At 32.4% G+C, this 24,504-nt stretch carries 15 protein-coding genes; 13 read left to right on the plus strand and 2 right to left on the minus strand.

The genetic code is table 11. The features are described 5' to 3' along the window. The first annotated feature begins 4 nt into the window (after positions 1-4). From HSX10_RS01005 to HSX10_RS01020, 4 genes are all read left to right on the plus strand, one after another. On the plus strand, positions 5-1,885 hold the full coding sequence (locus HSX10_RS01005) for an alpha-amylase family glycosyl hydrolase (protein WP_173586336.1): 1,881 nt from the start codon (positions 5-7) through the stop codon (positions 1,883-1,885). Between the two features lie 95 nt (positions 1,886-1,980). Continuing rightward, positions 1,981-3,657 carry an alpha-amylase family glycosyl hydrolase gene (locus HSX10_RS01010; protein WP_173586337.1) on the plus strand — a complete coding sequence of 559 codons (1,677 nt, stop codon included), beginning with the start codon at positions 1,981-1,983 and terminating at the stop codon, positions 3,655-3,657. Between the two features lie 2 nt (positions 3,658-3,659). Then, positions 3,660-5,780 (plus strand): glycoside hydrolase family 97 protein, encoded by a 2,121-nt coding sequence (locus HSX10_RS01015; protein ID WP_173586338.1) that lies wholly within the window; start codon positions 3,660-3,662, stop codon positions 5,778-5,780. Positions 5,781-5,896: 116 nt separating this feature from the next. Next, positions 5,897-8,278 (plus strand): GAF domain-containing protein, encoded by a 2,382-nt coding sequence (locus HSX10_RS01020; RefSeq protein ID WP_367651248.1) that lies wholly within the window; start codon positions 5,897-5,899, stop codon positions 8,276-8,278. On the opposite strand, the gene HSX10_RS01025 is transcribed toward HSX10_RS01020, so the two are convergent. Continuing rightward, on the minus strand, positions 8,275-9,537 hold the full coding sequence (locus HSX10_RS01025; RefSeq protein ID WP_173586340.1) for a Pycsar system effector family protein: 1,263 nt from the start codon (positions 9,535-9,537) through the stop codon (positions 8,275-8,277). The two genes, HSX10_RS01020 and HSX10_RS01025, sit on opposite strands and share 4 nt — an antisense overlap. Positions 9,538-9,738: 201 nt before the next feature. Between HSX10_RS01025 and HSX10_RS01030 the strand changes: the two genes are divergently transcribed. The 9 genes from HSX10_RS01030 (at position 9,739) to HSX10_RS01070 (ending at position 22,193) form a co-directional block, all read left to right on the plus strand. Continuing rightward, entirely contained in the window at positions 9,739-11,301 is a 1,563-nt protein-coding gene (locus HSX10_RS01030; protein WP_173586341.1) for a protein adenylyltransferase SelO, read from the plus strand. A gap of 27 nt (positions 11,302-11,328) precedes the next feature. After that, positions 11,329-12,054, plus strand: coding sequence for a flavodoxin family protein (locus HSX10_RS01035; protein ID WP_173586342.1), 726 nt, complete (start codon positions 11,329-11,331; stop codon positions 12,052-12,054). A gap of 63 nt (positions 12,055-12,117) precedes the next feature. Then, positions 12,118-12,399 carry a DUF427 domain-containing protein gene (locus HSX10_RS01040; RefSeq protein ID WP_173586343.1) on the plus strand — a complete coding sequence of 94 codons (282 nt, stop codon included), beginning with the start codon at positions 12,118-12,120 and terminating at the stop codon, positions 12,397-12,399. Between the two features lie 9 nt (positions 12,400-12,408). Then, entirely contained in the window at positions 12,409-13,626 is a 1,218-nt protein-coding gene (locus HSX10_RS01045; RefSeq protein WP_173586344.1) for a bifunctional alpha/beta hydrolase/OsmC family protein, read from the plus strand. A gap of 9 nt (positions 13,627-13,635) precedes the next feature. Continuing rightward, complete coding sequence (egtB, locus tag HSX10_RS01050) at positions 13,636-14,802, plus strand: ergothioneine biosynthesis protein EgtB (RefSeq protein ID WP_437344036.1); 1,167 nt, start codon at positions 13,636-13,638, stop codon at positions 14,800-14,802. Positions 14,803-14,855: 53 nt separating this feature from the next. Then, the gene (locus HSX10_RS01055) at positions 14,856-15,797 is read left to right on the plus strand and encodes an L-histidine N(alpha)-methyltransferase (protein WP_173586345.1); all 942 of its coding nucleotides are present in this window, start codon (positions 14,856-14,858) and stop codon (positions 15,795-15,797) included. Positions 15,798-15,869: 72 nt separating this feature from the next. After that, the gene (locus HSX10_RS01060; RefSeq protein WP_173586346.1) at positions 15,870-19,574 is read left to right on the plus strand and encodes a metallophosphoesterase; all 3,705 of its coding nucleotides are present in this window, start codon (positions 15,870-15,872) and stop codon (positions 19,572-19,574) included. A 9-nt stretch (positions 19,575-19,583) separates the two neighbouring features. Further along, positions 19,584-20,924, plus strand: coding sequence for a DUF2254 domain-containing protein (locus HSX10_RS01065; protein WP_173586347.1), 1,341 nt, complete (start codon positions 19,584-19,586; stop codon positions 20,922-20,924). 51 nt (positions 20,925-20,975) lie between these two features. After that, positions 20,976-22,193, plus strand: a complete 1,218-nt coding sequence (locus HSX10_RS01070; RefSeq protein WP_173586348.1) for a BaiN/RdsA family NAD(P)/FAD-dependent oxidoreductase — start codon at positions 20,976-20,978, stop codon at positions 22,191-22,193. Here HSX10_RS01070 and HSX10_RS01075 read toward each other — a convergent pair. Continuing rightward, entirely contained in the window at positions 22,160-24,445 is a 2,286-nt protein-coding gene (locus HSX10_RS01075; RefSeq protein WP_173586349.1) for a response regulator, read from the minus strand. The two genes, HSX10_RS01070 and HSX10_RS01075, sit on opposite strands and share 34 nt — an antisense overlap. Between the last annotated feature and the right edge of the window lie 59 nt (positions 24,446-24,504).

Here is a 24,504-nt window from a genome sequence, read left to right on the forward strand (position 1 = left end):
ACGAATGCACATAAAAAATCTTATCTTAATTGCTCTTGTTTTTACGGTGTTTGTCGGTTGTAAAAATGAAGTAAAAGAATCGCCAAAATCAGAAGTAATTAAAACGGAAATGAAGAAAAAGGAAGTCGTTTATCAGGTTTTTACACGTTTGTTTGGAAACACAAATACCACCAATAAACCTTGGGGAACTTTGGAAGAGAATGGTGTTGGGAAGTTTAATGATTTTACAAATAAAGCTTTAGCTGAAATTAAAGATTTAGGAGTCACTCACATTTGGTACACAGGTGTTCCGCATCATGATGTGATTACAGATTACACTAAATATGGCATTTCAAATGACGATCCAGATATTGTAAAAGGAAGAGCAGGTTCACCATATGCGGTAAAGGATTATTATAATGTAAATCCGGATTTAGCGATAAATATTGATCATAGATTACTAGAATTTGAAAACTTAATAAAGCGTTCTCATGAAGCAGGATTAAAAGTGATTATTGATATAGTGCCTAATCACGTGGCTCGTAATTACCAAAGTTTATCCAACCCTGAGGGTGTTACCGATTTTGGAGCAGAAGATGATAAAACCAAAACTTACGACGTTAATAATAACTTTTATTACAATCCAGGTGAAGCTTTTAAAGTACCCAAATGGAAAAATGGTTACCAACCTTTAGGTGGTGAAAAAACAGTTTTAGCAGACAGTAAGTTTGAAGAGATTCCGGCAAAATGGACTGGAAATGGCTCAAGAGCATCGCAACCAGATATGAATGATTGGTACGAAACCGTAAAGGTTAATTACGGAATTAGTCCAGATGGGAGAAAAGACTTTGACGAATTGCCAGATGGTTTTGAGAATGAAAATTACAAAAAACATTATGAATTTTGGAGTGATAAAATTGTTCCTAGTTCATGGATAAAATTTAAAGATATCGCTCTGTATTGGACAGAAAAAGGTATTGATGGTTTTCGTTATGATATGGCAGAAATGGTGCCTGTGGAGTTTTGGAGTTATATGAATTCTCATATAAAAATGAAAAATCCAGATGCCTTTTTATTAGCTGAGGTTTACAATCCAAGTTTATATAGAGATTATATTAAAAGAGGTAAAATGGACTATCTCTACGATAAAGTTCAGTTGTACGATACATTAAAAAACGTGGTGCAAGGTCACGGAAGTACAAATAATATTCCACCAATTTTAAATGAATTGCGTGATATTGAACACCACATGCTTCACTTTTTAGAAAACCATGATGAGCAACGTATTGCAAGTCCCGAATTTGCAGGCAGTGCAGTTAAAGGAAAACCTGCAATGGTGGTTTCTGCAACTTCGTCTACAGCACCAACGATGATTTATTTTGGACAAGAATTAGGAGAGCCAGGAGCAGAAGATTTAGGTTTTGGAGATCCAAGCCGAACCTCTATTTTTGATTATGGATCTGTGCCAAGTCAAGTGCGTTGGGTAAATGATTATTGGTTTGATGGCGGACAATCTACTGAAGCAGAAAAAGAACTTCGTGATTTTTATAAGCGTTTATTAAACTTCACCATTAATAGTTCTGCATTGATGGGAGATTATCAAGATATTCAATGGTATAATCAAGAACATACGGAATGGTATAACGATAAAGTATTGTCTTTTGTGCGTTGGAGTGAAGATGAGAAGTTGATTATTATTTCAAATTTTAATGCAGATAATGCGTACGGATTTGAGTTGCAGTTACCTGAAGATTTAGTTCAGAAATTAAAGCTTCAAGATGGAGAATACGAAGTAAAAGATCAATTATACAATACCTATACTTCAACATTAAAAGTTGTAAATGGTAAGGCTGAAGTAAGAATTGATGTGAAACCTTTAGAGTCTTTCATCTTAAAAATCAAATAAAGTCCTAGCCGGTCTTACAATAATAAACAATCGTCACTTCGAGTGAATTTGAAAAGTATGAACAAATTTATATCGAGAAGTAATAATAAAAACACATGAAAAAACTAATTTTATTCACCATAATCCTAATCACCTTGAGTTGTAAAAATAAGGATACAGAGAACAAGACAACTGCTGCAGAGGTATCAGATGTTGTAGAAACGCCATTTGTTTGGGAAGGTGCAAATCTATATTTTTTATTGACAGACCGTTTTAATAACGGTGATACGTCTAATGATCTCAATTTTGATAGAACAAAAGAAACAGGAAAGCTGAGAGGTTTTGAAGGTGGAGATATTAAAGGGATTACACAAAAAGTAAAAGAAGGTTATTTTACCGATCTTGGAATTAATGCTATTTGGATGACGCCAATTGTAGAGCAAATTCATGGTGGAACTGATGAAGGAACAGGAACGACTTATGGTTATCATGGGTATTGGACTAAGGATTGGACTACTATTGATCCAAATTTTGGAACCAAAGAAGATTTGCACCAGTTAGTAAAAGAAGCACATGCTAAAGGGATTAGAATAGTGTTAGATGCGGTAATAAATCATACAGGTCCAGTAACGGAAAAAGACCCAGTTTGGCCAGAAGAATGGGTGCGTACGGACAAACAATGTTCTTACGATAATTACAACAATACCATCAGTTGTACGTTGGTAGCAAATCTTCCAGATATTAGAACCGAAAGTAATGAAGCTGTTGCTTTACCACCACAATTAGTAGAAAAGTGGAAAGCAGAAGGACGTTACGATCAAGAAGTAAAAGAGCTCGACGAATTTTTTGAGCGTACAGGTCACCCAAGGGCACCGCGTTTTTATATTATGAAATGGTTAACGGATTACATTACAGAATTTGGTGTAGATGGTTACAGAGCAGATACTGTAAAGCATACGGAAGAATATGTTTGGCAGGAATTTAAAGTAGAATGTGATTATGCGTTTGCAGAATTCAAGAAAAGCAATCCAGATAAAGTTATAGATGATAACAATTTTTATTTAGTTGGAGAGATTTATAACTACGGAATTAGTAGCGGTCAATTTTATGATTTTGGAGATAAAAAAGTGAATTATTTTAATCCACCAAGTTTTCAAAGTTTGATTAATTTTGAGTTCAAATACAATTCAAAAGATAAAAGCTATGAAGATTTATTTTCTAATTATTCTCAGATTTTACAGAATGAATTAAAAGGCTTCGGAACCTTAAACTACTTAAGTTCTCATGATGATGGCAGTCCATTTGATGCTTTAAGAAAAAAGCCTTATGTTACGGCTAATAAATTGTTATTGGCACCAGGAACAGCTCAAATTTATTATGGTGATGAATCGGCTAGGTCTTTAGTTATTGAAGGAACAGAAGGAGATGCAACATTACGCTCATTTATGAATTGGGATTCTATAGCTAATAATCCAACAACGAAAAAAGTATTAACGCATTGGCAAAAATTAGGACAATTTAGAGCTAAACATCCAGCAGTTGGTGCGGGAACTCATCAGATGATTTTAGCTTCGCCTTATTATTTCTGTAGAAGTTACCAATCAGAGGATTATATAGATAAAGTGGTTGTTGGTTTAGATCTTGAAAAAGGTAAAAAAGTAATTGATGTCTCTAAAGTTTTTCAAGAAAGAGTAATGCTGCGTGATGCATATTCTGGAGAAACAGCAACTGTAGAAAATGGAAAAATAACGATAGACTCAGGTTTTAATATAGTATTAATCGAAAAAAGATAAACATGAAAATTAAATTCGCCATACTTCTAATAACTATTGGTTTTTTCTCTTGTTCTAAAACAGAAAAAACAATTTTAGAAGCTAAGTCGCCAAACTCAGAAGTTGCCATTAGTTTCAATATTAATAATGAAGGACGACCATTTTATACGGTTCAATTCAATAATAAAACGGTTGTTGATACCTCTTACTTAGGTTTCGAGTTTAAAGATGCTCCTGCTTTTAATAAGAATTTCATAATTAAAAGCACGACAGCCTCAACGTTTAATGAAACATGGCAAATGCCTTGGGGAGAACAGTTAGATGTAGTTAACCATTATAACGAATTAAAGGTTGAGCTTCAAGAAAAAACAAGTCCAGAACGCTTTTTAAATATTGTATTTAAAGTCTATGATGATGGTATTGGTTTTAGATACGAATTCCCAAAGCAAGCACGATTAAAAGGTGATATTTTTATAACTGAAGAGCATACTGAATTTAATCTTACTGAAGATTACAAAACCTTTTGGATTCCTGGAGATTGGGATATTTACGAGCATTTATATAATACTACAAAGCTATCAGAAATAGATGCTTTAAAGCATGCTAATCATGCTAATTTAGCACAAACGTATATACCAGAAAATGCCGTAAATACACCTGTTACAATGGTTGGGAATGACGGAACGCATTTAAGTTTTCATGAAGCTTCTTTAGTGGATTATTCAGGTATGACTTTAAAAGTAGATACAGAAAATTTAAACTTAGTAAGTAATTTAGTAGGTTCTGAAAACACGGATTATAAGGTGAAACGTACCATACCGTTTAATACGCCCTGGAGAACGATTCAAATTGCAGATAATGCGCCAGATTTAATAGAATCGAAACTTATTGTAAATTTAAATGAACCTAATAAACTAGGTGACGTATCTTGGTTTAAGCCCATGAAATACACAGGTATTTGGTGGGAAATGCACTTGGGTAAATCATCTTGGGATTATGGGATGACGCAAGATATGAGTACATGGACTGACGGAGGGAAATCTAATGGAACACACGGTGCTAATACTGAAAACGTAAAACGATTTATTGATTTTTCCGCTAAAAATAACATGGGAGGTGTTTTAGTAGAAGGTTGGAATACCGGTTGGGAGCATTGGATTGGTTTTGAAGACCGCGAAGGTGTTTTTGACTTTGTAACCCCTTATCCGGATTACGATATAGATGAAGTAGTGCGTTACGGAAAGGAAAAAGGTGTAGATATTATTATGCATCACGAAACTTCTGCAGCAACGGAAACCTATACTAAACAACAAGATACTGCTTATGCATTGATGCAGAAATACGGCATGCATACCGTAAAATCTGGTTATGTTGGTAAGATTTTACCAAAAGGTGAATATCATCATGGACAATATATGGTGAATCATTATAATAACGCAGCAATTAAGGCCGCAAAATATGAGGTTGCTGTTAATGCGCACGAGCCTATAAAAGCAACAGGATTGCGTAGAACGTATCCAAATATTATATCGAGAGAAGGTTTAAGAGGGCAAGAATTTAACGCTTGGGCTACAGATGGCGGAAATCCACCAGAGCACTTACCAATTGTTGCTTTTACAAGAATGTTATCGGGACCGATAGATTTTACACCTGGTATTTTTAATATTAAATTTGATGAGTACAAAAAGGATAATCAAGTTAATACTACTATTGCTCAACAATTAGCATTGTATGTGGTGATTTATAGTCCGGTGCAAATGGCTGCCGATTTGGTAGAGCATTACGAAGCGAATCCAGAACCACTTCAGTTTATAAAAGATGTTGGAGTAGATTGGGAAACAACCAAAGTATTAAACGGTGAGGTTGGTGATTATGTTACTATTGCTAGAAAAGAAAGAGGAACAGGAAACTGGTTTGTTGGAGGAATTACAGATGAAAAAGCTAGAACTGTAGATTTAACATTCGATTTTTTAGGCGAGAATCAAGAGTATGAGGTTGTTATTTATAAAGATGGTGAAAATGCGCATTGGGATAACAATCCTTTAGATATTTCTATCGAAAAAATAGAGATTAAAAAAGATTCTAAATTAAGTGTGAAATTAGCTGAAGGAGGTGGTTTTGCTATCAGCTTAAAAAAGAAATAATAGCGGCTCTATTTGAGTTTAAATATTTGTTTTTACGTTAATTTTGCAGTGTAATAAATAGACCTAAGTTACGACTAAGATAATTATTCGTAACTTAGGTTAACATCAAAAATTAAGTGTTGGACATTAATAACCATATAGAATCTCCTTTTAGCATTAAGGTTAGTTTTAATAAATTATTAGAAAAGTATGATGAATTAATTCATGCTGATAATGACTTTATTGTTGCTAATGCACAGCGTGTGCTTAAAATTGCCGAAAACAACCCTATATTAAGAGAGGGTTTTAGCAAGTTTTCTGTATTTAAAACTTATGAAAAGGAAATCGAAGGGATTCTTCAGGATACCTTTAATCCGTTACTAACTCAAAATGAAATTAAAACAGCAGCTTTGCCATTTTATAATTTCATATTTAATCCTTCCGAGCGTTTTAAATCCATTATAAAAGCAGCGGGGAATGATTATGAGTTAGAAATACAAAATATGCCTACAGAGCAGATGTATATTACGGCTTGTAGTATTGTATTAAACTTCTGTTATGGATACTCATTAAATTTTAAGCGTCCATTTTTTTATGAAATTCCTGATGAAAACGGTGTTATGCATTATTATAAAATTTTATATAATGCAGATTTTACAGAAATAAAACCAAAACCTGGTACGCCAAAAATAACTCAAGAAGATTACGATGAGTTATTAGATAACTTTGATAATATAGATCTTTGGAAGGAAAAGTTTCCACCAAATAGTTATGAATTTGATGGTTTTATAATATCAAATATGTTTGATGTTACAGATGACCAATCGATCTCAAATATTAAATCGGGTTTAATTAAAGAAGTTAAAGGAGACGATAAAAATTTTTTCAATAATTTCCATGAAATATTTCGCTCACTTTTAGGCTTGAAATCTATTAAGGTCGGTTTTTCAATGTATAATAAAGAAACGGATACTTTTGAACGTCTTTATGGAGTAGGAGTAAATAGTTTTTTACTTAATGAATTAGATACAGCACAGTGTTCGGATACGCTTTGTGATTGGTCTTACAATAGACTACTTAATGAGAAGAAATATTTTTCTGTTTCAGATGTAAAAAAAGCATTGAAAAACACGGATTGTAACCCTCCTCATATTAAAGTTTTAGATAATCAAAATATACAAAGTGCCATTTTTGCACCCATAGCAAATGATGAGGGCTTAATGGGGATTTTAGAAATTGTTTCTAAAAAACCAAAAGTTTTAAATAGCATTAATGCAAATAAATTAGAGGACGTTATGCCGTTTATTGAGTCGGCTATTCAGCGTTCTAAAAATGAAGAGTCTAACTTAATTGAGGCGCTTATACAAAAGGAATGTACTTCTATTCATTCTAGTGTTCATTGGAAATTTGTTGAAGAAGCTAAACATTATATAAAATCAGAAAGGCTTTCAGATAAATCTCCTTCTTTTAGAAAAATTGCATTTAAAAATGTGTACCCGTTATACGGTCAGATTGATGTCAAAGGTTCTTCAACAGCTAGAAATACAGCGACACAGAAAGATTTGTTATTGCAATTAAAATTAGCTGATAAAGTTTTAGATAAGAGTATTGAGGTCAGTGATTTGCCTATTTATGAACAGATGAAATTTCAAATTGGTGAATTTGAAAATGGATTAAAAACAACTTTTAAAGTTTATAGTGAACATGAGGTTTCTGTTTTTTTAAGTGAGAAATTAAAACCTGTTTTTGAATTAATTAAGAAAACACAACCGTCACTGAAAGCTGATGTTGAATCTTATTTTAGTAAGATAGATAAGAATCTAAATGTCGTCTATTTTAACCGAAAACATTATGATGATACTGTAAAGTATATTAACAGAAATATGTCTTCATTGTTAGATCAGAAACAAATAGAGGCACAGAAGATGTATCCTCACTTTTTTGAACGTTTTAAAACGGATGGTGTAGAACATAATATGTATATAGGTGAGTCTATTACCAAGGAGGATAGTTTTGATATGATTTATCTCTACAATTTAAGACTGTGGCAATTGCAGGTTATGTGTGAGATGGAAAATGATTATTACCATAATCAAGATAAATATCCAATAGCTTTAGATGTTGCCTCAATGATTTTGGTGTTTAATCAGCCGTTATCGATTCGTTTTAGAATGGATGAAAAACGATTTGATGTTGATGGGACTTATAATGCGCGTTACGAAGTGGTTAAAAAGCGTGTAGATAAAGCTTTTGTTAAAGGAACACAAGAACGTATTACTCAAAAAGGGAAAATTACAATTTTCTATTCTCAAAAAGAAGATGAAGAAGAATATGTAAGATATATTAATTTCTTACAATCTAAACAGATATTGTCTGATGATTTAGAGTATATAGAAGTTGAAGATTTACAGGGTGTTACTGGTTTAAAAGCCTTGCGTGTTAGTTTGTTGTATAGTGGTTTAAATAATGATAAAGAGCATTACACTTATGATGATTTAATGGCTACGATAGAGTCTTAAAGGTGGGGGGTAATTTGAAAACTGTTAATATAAGTAGTTGATGAGGATTCTGGAATAATATCAACGATATCTAATGCAGGATTATTTTTTATAGCCACAGCAAACGAAATTAAGGACACAATAATGCCAATCATAAATACGGTATATGTCATTCTAAGTAATCTGTATTTTCGTTCTAAAACAATACCTAAAAAGTATAAATCTTTGGTTAGAGCTTTATAAATGTAGTCTTTGTCTTTTACCATTTCTCCAATAGCCCACTCAAATTCTTCTAATTTCATCTTATGAAAATTACCAAAGAAACTTAAGTTTACTTTCTGATCTATAACGTCTTGTTTTGTAAATTGTCCACTAGTAACGTTTGGTCGTGTAGCAATGACAGATAAAATCATAGAAACAACACAGAACAAAGTAAATATTACCGTTGGCCATGTTAAATATGGGTTGTTATCTAATTTAGAAATAAGATTGGCTAAGACTACAGAAATAATAATAGCATTTACAGATAATAAGATGTTAGCTTTTGTATCTGCTATATCACTTAACTTAATGTGGTTTCTCAATGCTGTTCTATAGAACGTTTGTACACCACGCTCTGGACTTTCGTTTTTGTATTGCGTTTTGTACTTCGCTTTTAGCTTCTCTACGTTAAGTTTCTTTTTATGTTTTTTCTTCTTTTTAAGAAGTTTGGCTAAGTTTTCTTCCTTAACTGCTTGCCAGTTTTTTAAAGCATAATCGGTATAGTAATGATGTTTCTCAGTTAAAACTTTAATGTTTTCCTTTCTCCATTCAGATGGTGAAAAGTTTTTCTTTCCTTGTAATTCGAGTTCTTTTCTTAAAAACTCACTGGCTTCGTTGAAGTATGTTTTTCCAAAATGAGAGCCATCTGCATCTCTTAAAATCTTTTCAAGCTCGTTTTGGGGCTCAACGTTAACATTTGTTGCCATAATACAACTTGAGATTGCATTAATAATAGTTTCATCAACTTTTTTATCTTTTAAGAACGTCTTAGCAATCTTAACGCTTTCCTTTTCATGTTCTTCGCAACTTTTTACATAGCCAGTATCATGAAGCAAAGCGCTTAATTCTAAAATTAAGATTTCTTCTTCACTCAAAGAAGAATGCTCAATAATCTCTTTCGTACTTTTCAATACACGTTGTGTATGCGTATAATTATGATACAAAAAGGTATTAGGGAGCTCGTCTTTAAGTAAGTTAAAAACAAATTCTTGAGTTTCTTCAATTAGAGATTGTGACATTGGGTTAAATAATTTTTAAGAATCATGTGAAATTACAAAAAAGTTCTAAGACTTAACATTTTGTTTGCTATATGAGTTACAATCAAATCGTATTTTTATAAAAATTCAAATTTTGAAATGATCTGAGTCAATAGTCGACTTATATGCAGTAACATTTCAATGTTATTTTACTGAATTTTACAAAGCGCAATATTTCCATACATGAAATTAAATATAAAAGATTCTTTTAATAGAGAATTACCTTCAGATCCTAGTGCTCGAAACTCTAGACGTCAGGTTTCTGAAGCTACACATTCTTTTGTAACACCAAAGATTCCGTCGCAACCAAAATTACTTCATGTTTCAAAAGAGATGTTAGAAGCAATTGGTTTAGATGAACTTGATGCAAAATCAAATGATTTTTTAGAAACCTTTTCAGGGGCGAAAGTTTATCCTGACACAAAACCTTATGCTATGGCTTATGCCGGACATCAGTTTGGTAATTGGGCAGGGCAATTAGGAGATGGAAGAGCAATAAATTTATTTGAAGTAGAACATCATCATAAACGTTGGGCAGTACAACTAAAAGGATCTGGTGAAACACCATATTCCCGACAAGGAGATGGTTTTGCGGTTTTAAGATCTTCTATTCGTGAATATCTTTGTAGCGAAGCCATGCATTATTTAGGCGTGCCAACCACAAGAGCGTTAAGTTTAATGACCTCTGGTGATGCAGTTTTAAGAGATATGCTTTATAATGGAAATGCAGATTATGAAAAAGGCGCCATTGTTTCTAGGTTGGCACCAAGTTTTATTCGATTTGGGAATTTTGAATTATTCGCGGCAAGAAATGATATTAAAAACTTAAAAAAACTAACAGATTATACTATAAAATACTTTTATCCCGAATTAGGAGAACCTTCAAAAGAAACCTATATCAAATTTTTTGAAGCTGTTACCAAAAAGACTTTAGAGATGATTATCCATTGGCAACGTGTCGGTTTTGTACATGGAGTTATGAATACAGATAATATGTCTATTTTAGGTTTAACGATAGATTATGGACCTTACGGCTGGTTAGAAGATTTTGATTTTGGATGGACGCCAAATACTACAGATAAGCAAAATAAGCGTTACCGTTACGGAAATCAACCAAACATTGGGCTTTGGAATCTACTACAACTCGCCAATGCACTTTACCCACTTGTAGAAGAAGCAGAACCGATAGAGGCTATTTTAAATCAATACCAAACTGATTTTGAAAAGCAATCGCTTCAAATGATGCGTTCTAAGTTAGGATTAAAATTTGAAGCTGAAGCTGATGCAAAATTAATGACGGATCTTGAAGATTGTTTGCTTTTAACGGAAACGGACATGACTATTTTCTTTAGACAATTAGCTTATTACAAAAAAGGAGATGTCGAAAAAGGCATAGAAATTATAAGTAATGCATTTTATAAATCAGAAGAAATAAAAAATAAAGTTTTAGACCAATGGAAAGTTTGGTTCAAAGCTTACGACATAAAATTACAGAGTGAAGAAGCTACAGATAGCGAAAGACAACAAAGCATGAATGTTGTAAATCCTAAATATGTACTTCGTAATTATATGGCGCAATTAGCTATTGATAAAGCTGATGAAGGTGATTATAGTTTAATAGATGAATTATTTCAACTACTTAAAAAGCCTTATGATGAGCAACCCAAAAACGAAAAATGGTTTGCCAAACGACCAGAATGGGCAAGACATAAAGTGGGTTGCTCAATGCTTTCATGTAGTTCTTAAAAAAATTAATAATTAAAAAACAAAATAATGGATTTCTCGAAACTCAAAGTATTGTATATTAATTGCACGTTAAAAAAATCACCAGCTGTAAGCCACACAGAAAAGCTTATGCAAGTGTCACAGAACATTCTGAAAAAGGAAAAAGTTTCGTTTGAAACTATCCGATTTATAGATCGTGATGTTGCTGTTGGTGTTTATCCAGATATGACAGAGCATGGATGGGATAAAGATGAATGGCCAAGTATTTATAAAAAAGTAAGTGAGGCAGATGTTTTAATAGTGGGAACCCCAATCTGGCTAGGTGAAAAATCTTCAGAGGCTCAAAAGTTAATAGAACGTTTGTATGCAATGAGTGGAGAAACCAACGAAAAGGGCCAATATGTTTTTTACGGTAAAGTTGGTGGATGTATGGTAACAGGTAATGAAGATGGGGTAAAACATTGTGCAATGGGTATATTGTATGCTTTACAACATGTTGGCTATTCTATTCCGCCGCAGGCCGATTCTGGATGGATTGGTGAAGTTGGTCCTGGGCCTAGTTATGGAGATACAAAATGGAAGGATAAATCCATTAATCCACCTGTAGGTTTTGATTCGGAATTTACAAATAGAAACACGACCTTTATGACTTACAATCTATTACACTTGGCAAAATTATTAAAGGAAAACAAAGGTTACAGTAATTATGGTAACTCTCGAGAAGCTTGGGATAGTGGGACGCATTGGTCTTTCGAAAATCCTGAATACAGATAGAAATTACGTGTGCATAAATAGGGTAATATAAAAGTCCTTATTAGGTATTAAAAAACAACAAAGATGAAAGCAATTTGGAATAATAAAGTCATAGCAGAAAGTAATAAAACGATAGTTATTGAAAAAAACCACTATTTTCCTCACGAGAGTATCAATAAAGAATTTTTCAAAACGAGTGAAATACACTCCGTATGCCCTTGGAAAGGAACTGCTTCTTATTACACCATAGAAGTGGATGGAAAACAAAATAAAGATGCAGCTTGGTTTTATCCAGAGGTATCAGAATTGGCAAAAGGGATTAAAAATCATGTGGCTTTTTGGCGCGGTGTGCAAATTGAAGATTAAAATTAGGTAATGAAAAGTACAAAGCTTAAAATACAAAATAGAAAAGGTCTAACTCTAAATGCTAATTTAGAATTACCAGCCAATCAGAAACCAAACTACTACGCCATTTTTGCACATTGTTTTACTTGTAGTAGCAGTTTAAAAGCTGTTAGAAATGTGAGTAGAGCATTAACGCAAAATGGATTCGCGGTTCTGCGTTTCGATTTTACAGGACTAGGAAGAAGTGAAGGCGAATTTGCCGATAGTCATTTCTCTGCAAATGTAGAGGACTTGTTAGACGTACATAGTTATATGTCTCAACATTATCAAGCACCAAGTTTACTTGTTGGTCATTCTCTTGGAGGTGCAGCAGTATTGGTAGCGGCTTCAGAAATAGAAGCTGTAAAAGCAGTTGCCACCGTTGGAGCACCAGCTACAGTAGATCATGTAAAACATTTATTTTCTCATCAGGTTGAAGAATCGGAAGAAAAGGGAGATGTTAAAGTTAATATTGGAGGACGCCCTTTTGTTATTAATCAAGACTTTGTTGAAGAGTTTGATAAAACAGATTTACCAGCACTTGTAAAAACACTGCGTAAACCTTTGTTAATAATGCATTCGCCTTTTGACAAAACAGTAGGTATAGCAAATGCAGAGCAGTTATATAAAAATGCACATCACCCTAAAAGTTTTGTCTCATTAGATAATGCAGATCATTTATTAACTAAAGAAGAGGATAGTCAGTATGTTGGTGAAATTATAGGGACTTGGGCAAAACGATATTTCCCTAAGGTGGAAAATGTAATGCTCGATACCGAAGGGGAACAATTAGTTGGACATCTTAATATTGTGGAAGATAATTTTACCACTTCTATTCAAACTAAAAATCATACGTTAATTGCAGACGAACCAGCAAGTGTTGGTGGTAGTAATTTTGGACCTTCACCATACGAGTATCTCAATGCGGCATTAGCTGCATGTACGGTAATGACTTTAAAAATGTATGCCGAACGAAAAAAGTGGGATTTAAAAGAGGTTTATGTTTACATATCGCACTCTAGAAAACATAGTGACGACTTAAATCTTGTTTTAGAAAAGCCTAAGTACTTAGATCATATTAGTAAAAAGCTAAAATTTATAGGAGATATAAGTGAAGAACAATCCCAACGATTAAAAGAAATAGCATCGCGTTGTCCAGTACATAAAACGATTGCTAGCGAAGTTATTTTTGAAACAGAAATCCTATAAATTATACACGTGCAAGCTATAACCACCAACACCATAACATCTGAACGATTTCTAGAAATAAGACAACAAACGGAACAAATTTGTAGTTCGCTTGAGCCCGAAGATGTTTCTATTCAACCAGCCGATTTTGTGTCGCCACCAAAATGGCACTTAGCACATACCACCTGGTTTTTTGAACAATTTATACTGTCTGATTTTTGTTCCGATTACAAGGTTTTTCATGAAGATTATGCCTATTATTTTAATAGTTATTACAATAATGTAGGAAAACGTGTTTTGAGAGCAGAACGAGGTTTAATGACTAGACCTACATTACAATCGGTTTTAGAATATAGAGCTTGTGTAAATGAGCACTTAGCACAATTTATAGCGAAAGGAATATCAGAAGAAATTTCAAATATTATTGAAATTGGCCTTCAGCACGAGCAACAACACCAAGAATTATTAATTTATGATATTAAATATATTTTTGGTAATCAACCTTCATTTCCAAAATTGGATTACACAATTCAATTACAGGTAGAAACACAAACACAAACATTTATTCCAATCAAAGAAGGCGTTTATGAAATTGGACATAATAACGATGGCTTTTGTTTTGATAACGAGTTAGGAAGGCATAAAGTGTATCTTCATGAGTATCAAATTTCCAACCGATTGGTTACTAATGCAGAATATATTCAATTTATAGAAGCAGGTGGTTATAACGATTTTAATCTTTGGCATGCGGAAGGCTGGGATTTTGTTCAAAATAATAAACTCAAAGCACCCTTGTATTGGCATTATGTAGAAGAGAAATGGATGCAATATACACTTAACGGTTTTGTAGAAGTTGATGGTAATTTACCGGTAAGTCACGTTACATTTTATGAAGCTTTTGCTTATGCACAATGGAAAGGTATGCGTTTGCCTACGGAATTTGAATGGGAAGTGGCTTCCGTTCAATTTAAATATGGTCAGCTTTGGGAATGGACCAATAGTGCTTATTTACCGTATCCTAATTACACCAAAGTAGATGGTGCTTTAGGAGAGTATAACGGTAAATTTATGGTGAATCAAATGGTTTTGCGTGGCGCCTCAGTAGCAACATCTAAAAATCATAGCCGAGCTACTTATCGTAACTTTTTTCAAGCAAACTTACGCTGGCAATTTTCAGGAATCAGACTTGCCAAATAAACACAATCATTATACAAAGAACTTTAGATCCGTTTTAAACCTTAAACTTTTTTATGACTAATACATTTGCACAAGATATCCTTGAAGGCTTAACCGCAGAGGAAAAACATTTACCTTCAAAATATTTTTATGACGATAATGGTAGTCGCATATTTCAAGATATAATGAATATGCCAGAATATTATCTCACTAACGCTGAATTTGAGATTTTATCCATGCAATGTCAGCAAATTACAGAGGCTTTACAGTTTTCTACACCGTTTAATATTTTAGAATTAGGAGCAGGAGATGGCTTAAAAACCTTCAAGCTTTTAGAATATTTAGTAGCTAATAATATCGATTTTAATTATTTGCCTATTGATATTTCTAAAGAGGCCATGGATATATTAGAAAAGCGCTTAAAAGAACGTTTGCCAGGTATTAGTATTAAGCCACAGGTAGGTGATTATTTTGAGATTTTAAAAGAAAATAAACAAAGTGAACATCCTAGTCTATTATTGTTTTTAGGCGGTAATATTGGAAATTATCTTGAAGATAAAGCTAAAGAATTGGTTCAGCTTTTTAATAAAAACATGAAAAAGGGAGATAAGCTTTTAATTGGTTTCGATTTAAAGAAAAATCCGATCACTATTCATGATGCTTACTTCGATAAACATGGAATAACCAAAAGATTTAATCTTAATTTACTAATAAGAATCAATAGAGAATTAGATGCCGATTTTAAAATTGATGATTTCGATTTTTATGCACATTACAATCCTTTAACAGGTGATGTAAAAAGTTATATTGTTAGCCTTAGAGAACAAACGGTACAACTCAAAGCTATAAATAAAACGATTACCTTTGGTTACAATGAGTTAATATGGACAGAGCTATCAAAAAAATATGCACTCAATGAAATTGAAAAATTAGCAGGTGCTACTAATTTTGATGTCAAATCTAATTTCTTAGATTGTAAACATTACTTTACAGATAGTCTTTGGGAGAAAGTATAAAGACTAAAATTCATTGTATAACAGTCAAGTTCTTCCATAAAAATAGCATTATTTTGTGATTTACTTTAAAATATGAGAAAACAATACACACTACTTGTTATACTTTTTACTTTGTTTTTTAATGCTTGTGCTACATACGAAGCGCAGTATAAAGAAGAAAAATTAAAAGTAAATAAATCACCAGAAAAGGAAGTTGATAGACGATTTTACTTAATAGGTGATGCTGGTTTAGTGGATAATGGTGGCATGTCTAGTGCCTTGTCTGCCTTCAAAAATTATATTTCAACAAAGGAAACAAAAGACGATGTTGCTCTTTTTCTAGGTGATAATATTTATCCTGTAGGTCTGCCAGATAAAGATGATTCAGATAGAGCAGAGGCAGAACAGGCTTTAGATGTACAAATTAATGCGGTAAAAGATTTTGAAGGAGAGGTCTTATTTATTCCTGGAAATCATGATTGGTATTCAAACGGACTAAAAGGGCTAAAACGTCAAGAGAAATATATTGAAGATGCCTTAGGTAAAAATACGTTTCAACCAGAAAATGGTTGCCCAATTGAGGATATTGATATAGGAGATAATATAAAGCTTATTGTGGTAGATACACAATGGTATTTAGAAAATTGGAATAACAACCCTACTATAAATGATAAGTGTGAAATAAAGACCAGAGATCGTTTTTTTGAAGAATTAGAAGGCGAAATTAAAAAAGCTCAAAATAAAACAACCATTATAGCCATGCACCATCCAATGTATACCAATGGAGTTCATGGAGGTTATTATGGTGCAAAAAAACACCTTTATCCAACGCAAGGTAATGTGCCATTGCCAATTTTAGCAACTCTTATTACACAAGTAAGGACGCAAGGTGGTGTTTCAATTCAAGATCGTTATAACGAACGTTACAACGAGTTAATGAAGCGTATTGAAACGCTGACGTTCGATAAAGAAAATATTGTGTTTGTTTCTGGTCACGAGCATACACTTCAATATCTCGAAAATGAAAATATAAAACAAATTGTATCAGGGTCGGGCTCTAAAGACGGTGCAGCAGCTTTAGGGACAAAAGGGTTATTTAGTTACGGTGGGCAAGGTTTTGCAGAACTTGTGGTTTATAAAGACGGCAGTTCTTGGGTTAAGTTTTTTAGTGTAGAAAATGACAATCCAAAACTTGTTTTTGAACATGAAATAATAGGTGTTAAAGAACCTTACGATGTTTCTAATTTACCCGATACATTTCCAAATGAAATTAGTGTTTCTGTTTATGATGAAGAAGAGACGGATAGAACAGGTTTTTTTAAATCCGTTTGGGGGGATCATTACAGAGAAGTCTACAGTACTAAAATAAAAGCGAAAGTAGCCACATTAGATACTCTATACGGTGGCTTAGAGATTGTGCGTAAAGGTGGTGGGCACCAAACAAGGTCTTTACGTCTAAAGACTAAAGATGGTAGAGAATTAAATATGCGAGCATTAAAGAAAAGTGCCACGCAATACTTGCAGACGGTTCTATTTAAAGAGAATTACATTCAAGATGATTTTGAACGCACACAAGTAGAAGGTTTAGTTTTAGATTTCTATACAGCAGCACACCCTTATGCTTTTACTGTGGTGCCAGATTTATCAGATGCAGCAGAGGTCTACCATACCAATCCAAGACTTTTCTTTATACCTAAGCATAAATATTTAGGTGATTTTAATGAAGAATATGGGGATGAGCTCTATATGATTGAAGAGCGACCTGAAGAAAATTATACAGATGAACGTAATTTTGGTTATGCAGATGATATTGAAAGTACGCATGATATTATTGAAAAAGTAAGAGAGGATGAAGAATATAAAATTGATGAGAACGCATTTATAAGAGCACGTTTATTTGATATGTTAATTGGTGATTGGGATAGGCATCAAGATCAGTGGCGTTGGGCACAATTCGATCAGCCAAATGGAGACAAATTATACAGACCAATCCCTAGAGACCGAGATCAGGTGTTTTCTAATTTTGATGGAGCCTTATTAGATGTCGCTCGTGTGGTTGCAGGTGCAGCTAACCAACTTCAGATTTATGATGATAAATTAGAGAATATAAAATGGATGAATAACGCTGGTATAAAACTAGATCGTACTTTAATCCAACAATCAGGAAAAGAAGAATGGTTAGAGCATGCTAAATTTCTTCAAGAGCATATTACGGATGAGGTGATAGAAAAAGCATTTTCTAAAGTTCCTAAAGAAGTTCAAGATAAAACATTAGAAGATATTAAGAGAAATTTAAAAGGACGTCGCAAAAATCTTGTAGATATTGCTACTAGATATTACGAATATTTAAATGAATTAGTCATTTTAACAGGAACAGATAAGGATGATTATATTGAGGTGATTCGTCAAGGAGATAAAGAAACTCGTGTTATTATATCTAGAATTAAAGGCGGTGAAAAAGCCGATGTTATTGTAGATAAGGTACTGAATAAAGATGTAACAAAAGAGCTATGGATTTACGGATTAGATGATAAAGATATTTTTGAAGTTACAGGAAATGGAAGTCATAAGATCTTTACACGGCTAATTGGCGGTCAAGAAAACGATACGTATAAAATCAAATCGGGGAGTAAAATAAAGATTTACGATCACGAAAGTAAAAAGAATACAATTGAAGAAAAGGGCGGAGCTGCTGTAAGATTAACAGATATTTATAATCTTAATTTATTCGATTTTAACAAAAACATTTTGAATCAGCGTGTTACAACCCCAGCTATAGGTTATAATCCAGATGATGGTATTTCTCTTGGTATATCTCATGTAATTACTAAAAACGGTTTTCAACGAAATCCATTTTCTAGTCAACATAGATTTAATGGAGGTTATTTCTTTGCAACGGATGGGTTTTCTTTAACCTACGATGGTGAGTTTTCTAATATCTTTGGTAATTGGAATTTACAAGTTGGAGGGCAATTTACTTCAGAAAATTACACTAATAATTTCTTTGGTTATGGAAACGAAACTGTAAATCTTGAAGATGATTTAGATCGCGATTATAACCGTGTAAAAACAAGTATCATTCAGGCCTATGCAGGGATTTCTAAAAAAGGTGATTTTGGTAGTGATTACGGAGTAAAAGCAATATTTGAAGGCATAGAATTAGAAGCCACAGATAATCGATTTATTACAGATTTTATACCAGATGCTACATCAGAATTTTATGAAAGACAATATTTTGGTGGTTTAGAGGGGCAATTCAATTATAAGAGTTTTGATTCTGAAATAAATCCAACACGAGGAATGAAATTCATGATCAATGCAGGGGCTAAGACCGAATTAGAAGATACTAATAATACATATGGCTATATTAATGCAAATCTAGGTTTTTACAATGCACTATCTGAAGACAGAAAACTGGTTTTAAAAACAGACGTAAAAAGTCAATTTAGAATAGGTGATGATATGCTTTTTTATCAAGCTGCTAATATTGGTGGAGATACAGGTTTACGTGGTTACAGAACAGAACGATTTACAGGAAAGAAATCTTTTGTAAGTAGTGCAGATTTAAGATATAGCTTCAATTCGTTTAGAACGAGCGTAACGCCATTACAAATTGGTGTTTTTGGAGGGTTTGATGTTGGTAGAGTTTGGTTAAAAGATGATGTTTCAGATAAATGGCACAATGATTACGGAGGTGGTTTTTGGGTTACTGCCGCAGAATCACTTTCAGGAACTTTTAATTTATTTACTGGAGAAGATGGTCTTAGATTTTCATTTGGCTTAGGGCTTAGTTTTTAAAAACATAATTTGAAAAACTACATTTATAAAATATGGGATACGTTGGAAAAGTTAGAAAGTAATATTGCTTTCTATCCTTCAATAATTAGCCTATTTGGGGTGTTATTTGCTTTTTTTATGATCTATTTAGAGAGCATAGGGATTTCTAAATATTTAGTAGAGCATGCGCCAATTTTGGTTGTTAATAATACCGAGACTGCTAGAAGTTTATTAACCACATTTATTGCTGGGCTTATATCAATAATGGTTTTTAGTTTTTCTTTGGTAATGATTTTACTCAACCAAGCTTCAAGTAATTTTTCGCCTAGAGTATTGCCAGGATTAATTTCTAATCGTAGACATCAAGTGATACTTGGTATTTATAATTCTTCTTTACTATACTGTATTTTTACTTTAGTTTCAATTGCACCAGAGGGAGATAAATACCAACTACCAGGGTTCTCTGTGCTGTTGGCTATTATTTTCATGACCTTTAGTTTAGGAGCTTTTATTTATTTTATTCATTCTATTTCTCAAGAAATTCAAGTGAATACAATTATGGATAAAATATTTAAAAAATCGAAGCAACGTTTAGAAGGGTTAATTGAAAATGAAAAGTACATTGATGTAGAATTTGAAGATTCCTCAGACTGGAAGAGTATTATCGCTAACACAACAGGTTACATGCAAGATGTAAACATGAAGACTTTGGCGACACTAGCAGAAGAACATCATTTAAAAATTGATATTGTGCCTGTAAAAGGAATGTATATTCTTAAAGGTATACCTGTTCTAAAATACAAAGGTGAAGTCGCTGAGGAAAAAGAAGATCACATAGATCTTGAAAAAAAGTTGATAGAAGCTGTTACATTTTCTAACAGTGAGCTTATTGAAGATAATTATATTTTGGCTTTTAAGCAGATTACTGAGATTGCATTAAAAGCAATGTCGCCAGGAGTTAATGATCCAGGTACATGCATCAATGCAATTGATTATTTAACGGAATTGTTTGCGTTAAGGATGACTAAAAAAGATAAAAGTTACTATTTTAATGAAGATGAAAAAGCAGTTATTTCTATTAAAACTGTAAATTTTCAGGAATTACTTTATAATGTAATGGCTGCCATGAGAACTTACTGTAAGCATGATATTATAATTGTTCAGAAATTATTTATTATGTTTCAATATTTGTTGCAGCAAAATGATGTTTTAAAAGAAAATTATAAAGAAATTATTATAAAAGAAATCATAAATCTTAGAAATGATGTTTTAAATAATCATCAAAATGATAGAGATATTGAGGTGATTAAATCCTATATTGCAAAACTTAAAACTGTAATTCCTTCAGAATATTCCTTAGAGGTTCAATAGGTGAAATTAATAGCTGATAGACTGAATTACGCAATTTCTTAAATATATTTTATGTCTATTACCAAAGATGTCATTATTATAGGTGGAGGTGCTGCTGGTTTTTTTGCAGCGATTAATATTGCTGAACAAAACCCTCAGTTATCAGTCGCTATATTAGAACGAGGAAAAGAAGGTTTGCAAAAAGTGAAGATTTCTGGAGGAGGGCGTTGTAATGTAACACATGCTGAGTTTATTCCTTCGGAATTGGTACATAATTATCCAAGAGGCGAAAAAGAACTCTTAGGACCCTTCCATAAGTTTATGACAGGTGATACAATTGCTTGGTTTGAAGAACGTGGTGTAGAACTTAAAATTGAAGAAGATGGACGTATGTTTCCTGCATCAAATTCATCTCAAACTATAATCGATTGTTTTCTATATGAAGCTAAAAAGCATAACGTAGAGATTTTATATAATCACTCGGTTAAATCTATGGATGCTTTAGAAAGTGGATTTAAAATAGAAACATCTCAAGGCGATTTTCAGTCTAAAAAAGTAATGATCGCTACGGGTAGTAATCCTAAAATTTGGAAACTTATTGAAGGTTTAGGACATACTATTATTCATCCGGTTCCATCACTTTTTACTTTCGATATAAAAGATAAACGCATTAAAGATATTCCTGGCGTTGTTGCTAAAAATGCAAACATTAAAGTTGTAGGTACAGATTTGGAATCACAAGGGCCGTTACTAGTAACTCATGTTGGTATGAGTGCGCCTGCCATTTTAAAACTTTCTGCTTTTGGAGCTGTAGAATTGGCGAAAATGGATTATGATTTTAAGATTGAAATCAATTTTATTAATCTAGATTTTGAATCTTGTTTAGACGAACTAAAAGTTTTTAAACAAGAATTTGCAAAGAAGACTGTAATTAATCTATCGCATTTCGATTTACCAAAACGACTTTGGAAACAATTAGTTTTAGCTTCAGATATTGAAGATAATAAACGTTGGGCAGATCTTAATAAGCAACAATTAGAAGCATTAGCTAACCAATTAACAAGTGCTGTTTTTCAGGTCACAGGAAAAAGTACTTTTAAAGACGAATTTGTAACCGCTGGAGGTGTTGACTTAAAAGAGGTGAATTTTAAAACTTTTGAAAGTCGCCGAATTCCTAATCTTTATTTCGCAGGCGAAGTTATTAATGTAGATGCTGTAACGGGTGGTTTTAACTTTCAGAATGCATGGACGAGTGCTTACATTGCTTCTGGATCAATGATTCTGCAATAGTTTTCGTTGTCACCACTGTAAGATGAGATAACAGTTTTAAAATCTTCAAAAATATAAGGTTTGGTTATAATATGATTTATTCCTGCTTCTTCTGCTTTTTGTGAAATTTCGTTAGAGTTTAATGCTGTTAATGCTAAAATTGGAATTCCTGAATTAAACATTCTTATATGTTTTGTAACATCATAGCCATCCATATCTGGCATATTGATATCCATTAGAATTAAATCGAAATTCATCTTTTTAATTAAAGAAATGGCTTCTTCTCCGTTAGAAACGGTTTCACAGCTGTAACCTTCAATTTTTTCAATATTCTTTTTGGTGATTAATAGATTTATTTTGTTGTCATCAACAACTAAAATATGCATGTCTCTAACGGGTGATGTATCTGCAATTTTTTCAGTTTGATTATTGAGGTCAATTTTCTTAAATGTTATCTCAAAGAAAAAACAAGTGCCTTTATTAGGTGTTGAAGTGAAATCTATATGAGAATTATGGCTTTCAAGTAAGGTTTTTACAATGTGTAAACCCAACCCAGATCCACTACTGTTCTTATTCAAAAAGGCTTTGTTTTCAAAGGCATTAAAAACAACAGATCTATGTTCTTCTTTAATTCCAATACCTGTGTCTTTTACTTCAAAACGTAGAGTAATATGATGTTCATTTCGTGCTTTTTCAAAAACATTGATGGAAATATATCCTTTTTTTGTATAGCGAATAGCATTGTATACCAAGTTGATTAGTATTTGACTAAAGGCTACTTTGTCTATATATACCTGCTCGTATTCGTCAGATTCATCAATATGAACCTTAAGATCTAAACCTTTGTTTTTTGCAGCTACAGCAACGGTACTCACAACATGGTTAACAATTTTATTTATTTTTCCGGGTTTTAGTCTAAGACTTTTCTTGTCGAATTTTAATCGGTTTGCTTGTAGAATATTATCAATTAAAACAGATAAATAATTACTAGATGATATAAGAGAATCTAAATAAGATTGCTTTTTCGTTTTATCATTTTCCTGATCGATTAGTGTTGCTAATCCATTAATACCATAAATTGGTGTACGTAACTCATGACTTAATATTGAGAAAAATTCAAGTCTATCTTTGTCAATTTTAATAAATTTAGAATTTGAAGCTTTTAAAGCTTTATTCATTTTTTCAAGATTCTTTTTTCCTTTAAAGTAGAAAAAGAAACTAACCAATGTAATAATAAATAAGATGCTAACTATGATTGTACTTCGCAGAAAAATTTTAGAATTATTAATATCTTTTTTCTGAATCTCATTAGTTAAATTTAGTTGTTGTTCAGCATTAATTATCTTAGAAATTAACTCGCCATTTCGGGCCTCTTTTTTTTCATTGAGTCTTAATGCAATGTATTTGTAGTTGTCAGACTTTAAAAGATACTTATTTGCTGAGTCTAAATTTTTATTAGCATAAGTGAAGTATGAATATTTATAATAATTTAGTGTAGCAACTTTTCTATAAGTGCTCATGTCTGTTTTTAAAACAGACATTAAATCCTTATCATTTATTGATAATAGAGCCGTATAATCTTCAGAAGTAACGTTGTCCACTTTTACTCTAGCAATACTGTTGTAGTATTTATAAGATAAAGTTAAAGCTTGTTTTAAATTTTCGGTACGATAATCTTTTGAGTTGTTTAGAGTACTGAAATCTGTATTATTGATAATTTCTAATCCTTTTGTAGAAGTTTCTAAAAGACTATTGTTTTTTAAATTATAATAGTTCCTTTTAATTAAATTCTCAAAATTTATAAAATAAATTTCACTATTCAAAGATTTTGATAATGCTTGAGCTATAGGGTATATACTATCAAATTTCTTATAGTTTTTTTCGTGAACATAAGTATTTACTAATCCTGCTAGAGCAAGATCTTTTCCTTTTTTATTATGCAGTGAATCAAATATTTGATATGCTTTTTCATGATAACTTTCCGCTTTTTTAAAATTAGAAGTTTTAACTAGAACTGTCCCTAAAGCATTGTAGGCCTTGGCTTCAGTTAATTTGAAATTATTTTTTTTCGAGAAATCTATAGCTTCATTAACGAGTATAGTAGCTTTGTAGAGGCTGTCTTTAGAAACTAACCGATCTAGTGTATAACTATCAAAAGAATAAAATGCACTTTTATTATCTGTTAGATTCTTTTTTTGCGCATTTACATTTAAAGCTGTAAAAAAAAAGAAAACAAATAAAATAATAATAGCATTGGATCTGGGGAAACACATGTAATTCAACTATTAAGAGTGTAAAACTAAACTTTTACCAAGCTTTTGCAACATTTAAT

Source organism: Winogradskyella undariae, from assembly GCF_013285155.1.
In the GTDB taxonomy this organism is placed as follows: Bacteria; Bacteroidota; Bacteroidia; order Flavobacteriales; family Flavobacteriaceae; genus Winogradskyella; species Winogradskyella undariae.

Excerpts from the sequence above, each read along its gene's own strand:
- HSX10_RS01005 (WP_173586336.1), top strand. The coding sequence starts at position 5 with ATGCACATAAAAAATCTTATCTTAATTGCTCTTGTTTTTACGGTGTTT.
- HSX10_RS01010 (WP_173586337.1), top strand. The coding sequence starts at position 1,981 with ATGAAAAAACTAATTTTATTCACCATAATCCTAATCACCTTGAGTTGT.
- HSX10_RS01015 (WP_173586338.1), top strand. The coding sequence starts at position 3,660 with ATGAAAATTAAATTCGCCATACTTCTAATAACTATTGGTTTTTTCTCT.
- HSX10_RS01025 (WP_173586340.1), bottom strand. The coding sequence starts at position 9,537 with ATGTCACAATCTCTAATTGAAGAAACTCAAGAATTTGTTTTTAACTTA.
- HSX10_RS01030 (WP_173586341.1), top strand. The coding sequence starts at position 9,739 with ATGAAATTAAATATAAAAGATTCTTTTAATAGAGAATTACCTTCAGAT.
- HSX10_RS01035 (WP_173586342.1), top strand. The coding sequence starts at position 11,329 with ATGGATTTCTCGAAACTCAAAGTATTGTATATTAATTGCACGTTAAAA.
- HSX10_RS01040 (WP_173586343.1), top strand. The coding sequence starts at position 12,118 with ATGAAAGCAATTTGGAATAATAAAGTCATAGCAGAAAGTAATAAAACG.
- HSX10_RS01045 (WP_173586344.1), top strand. The coding sequence starts at position 12,409 with ATGAAAAGTACAAAGCTTAAAATACAAAATAGAAAAGGTCTAACTCTA.
- HSX10_RS01055 (WP_173586345.1), top strand. The coding sequence starts at position 14,856 with ATGACTAATACATTTGCACAAGATATCCTTGAAGGCTTAACCGCAGAG.
- HSX10_RS01060 (WP_173586346.1), top strand. The coding sequence starts at position 15,870 with ATGAGAAAACAATACACACTACTTGTTATACTTTTTACTTTGTTTTTT.
- HSX10_RS01070 (WP_173586348.1), top strand. The coding sequence starts at position 20,976 with ATGTCTATTACCAAAGATGTCATTATTATAGGTGGAGGTGCTGCTGGT.
- HSX10_RS01075 (WP_173586349.1), bottom strand. The coding sequence starts at position 24,445 with ATGTGTTTCCCCAGATCCAATGCTATTATTATTTTATTTGTTTTCTTT.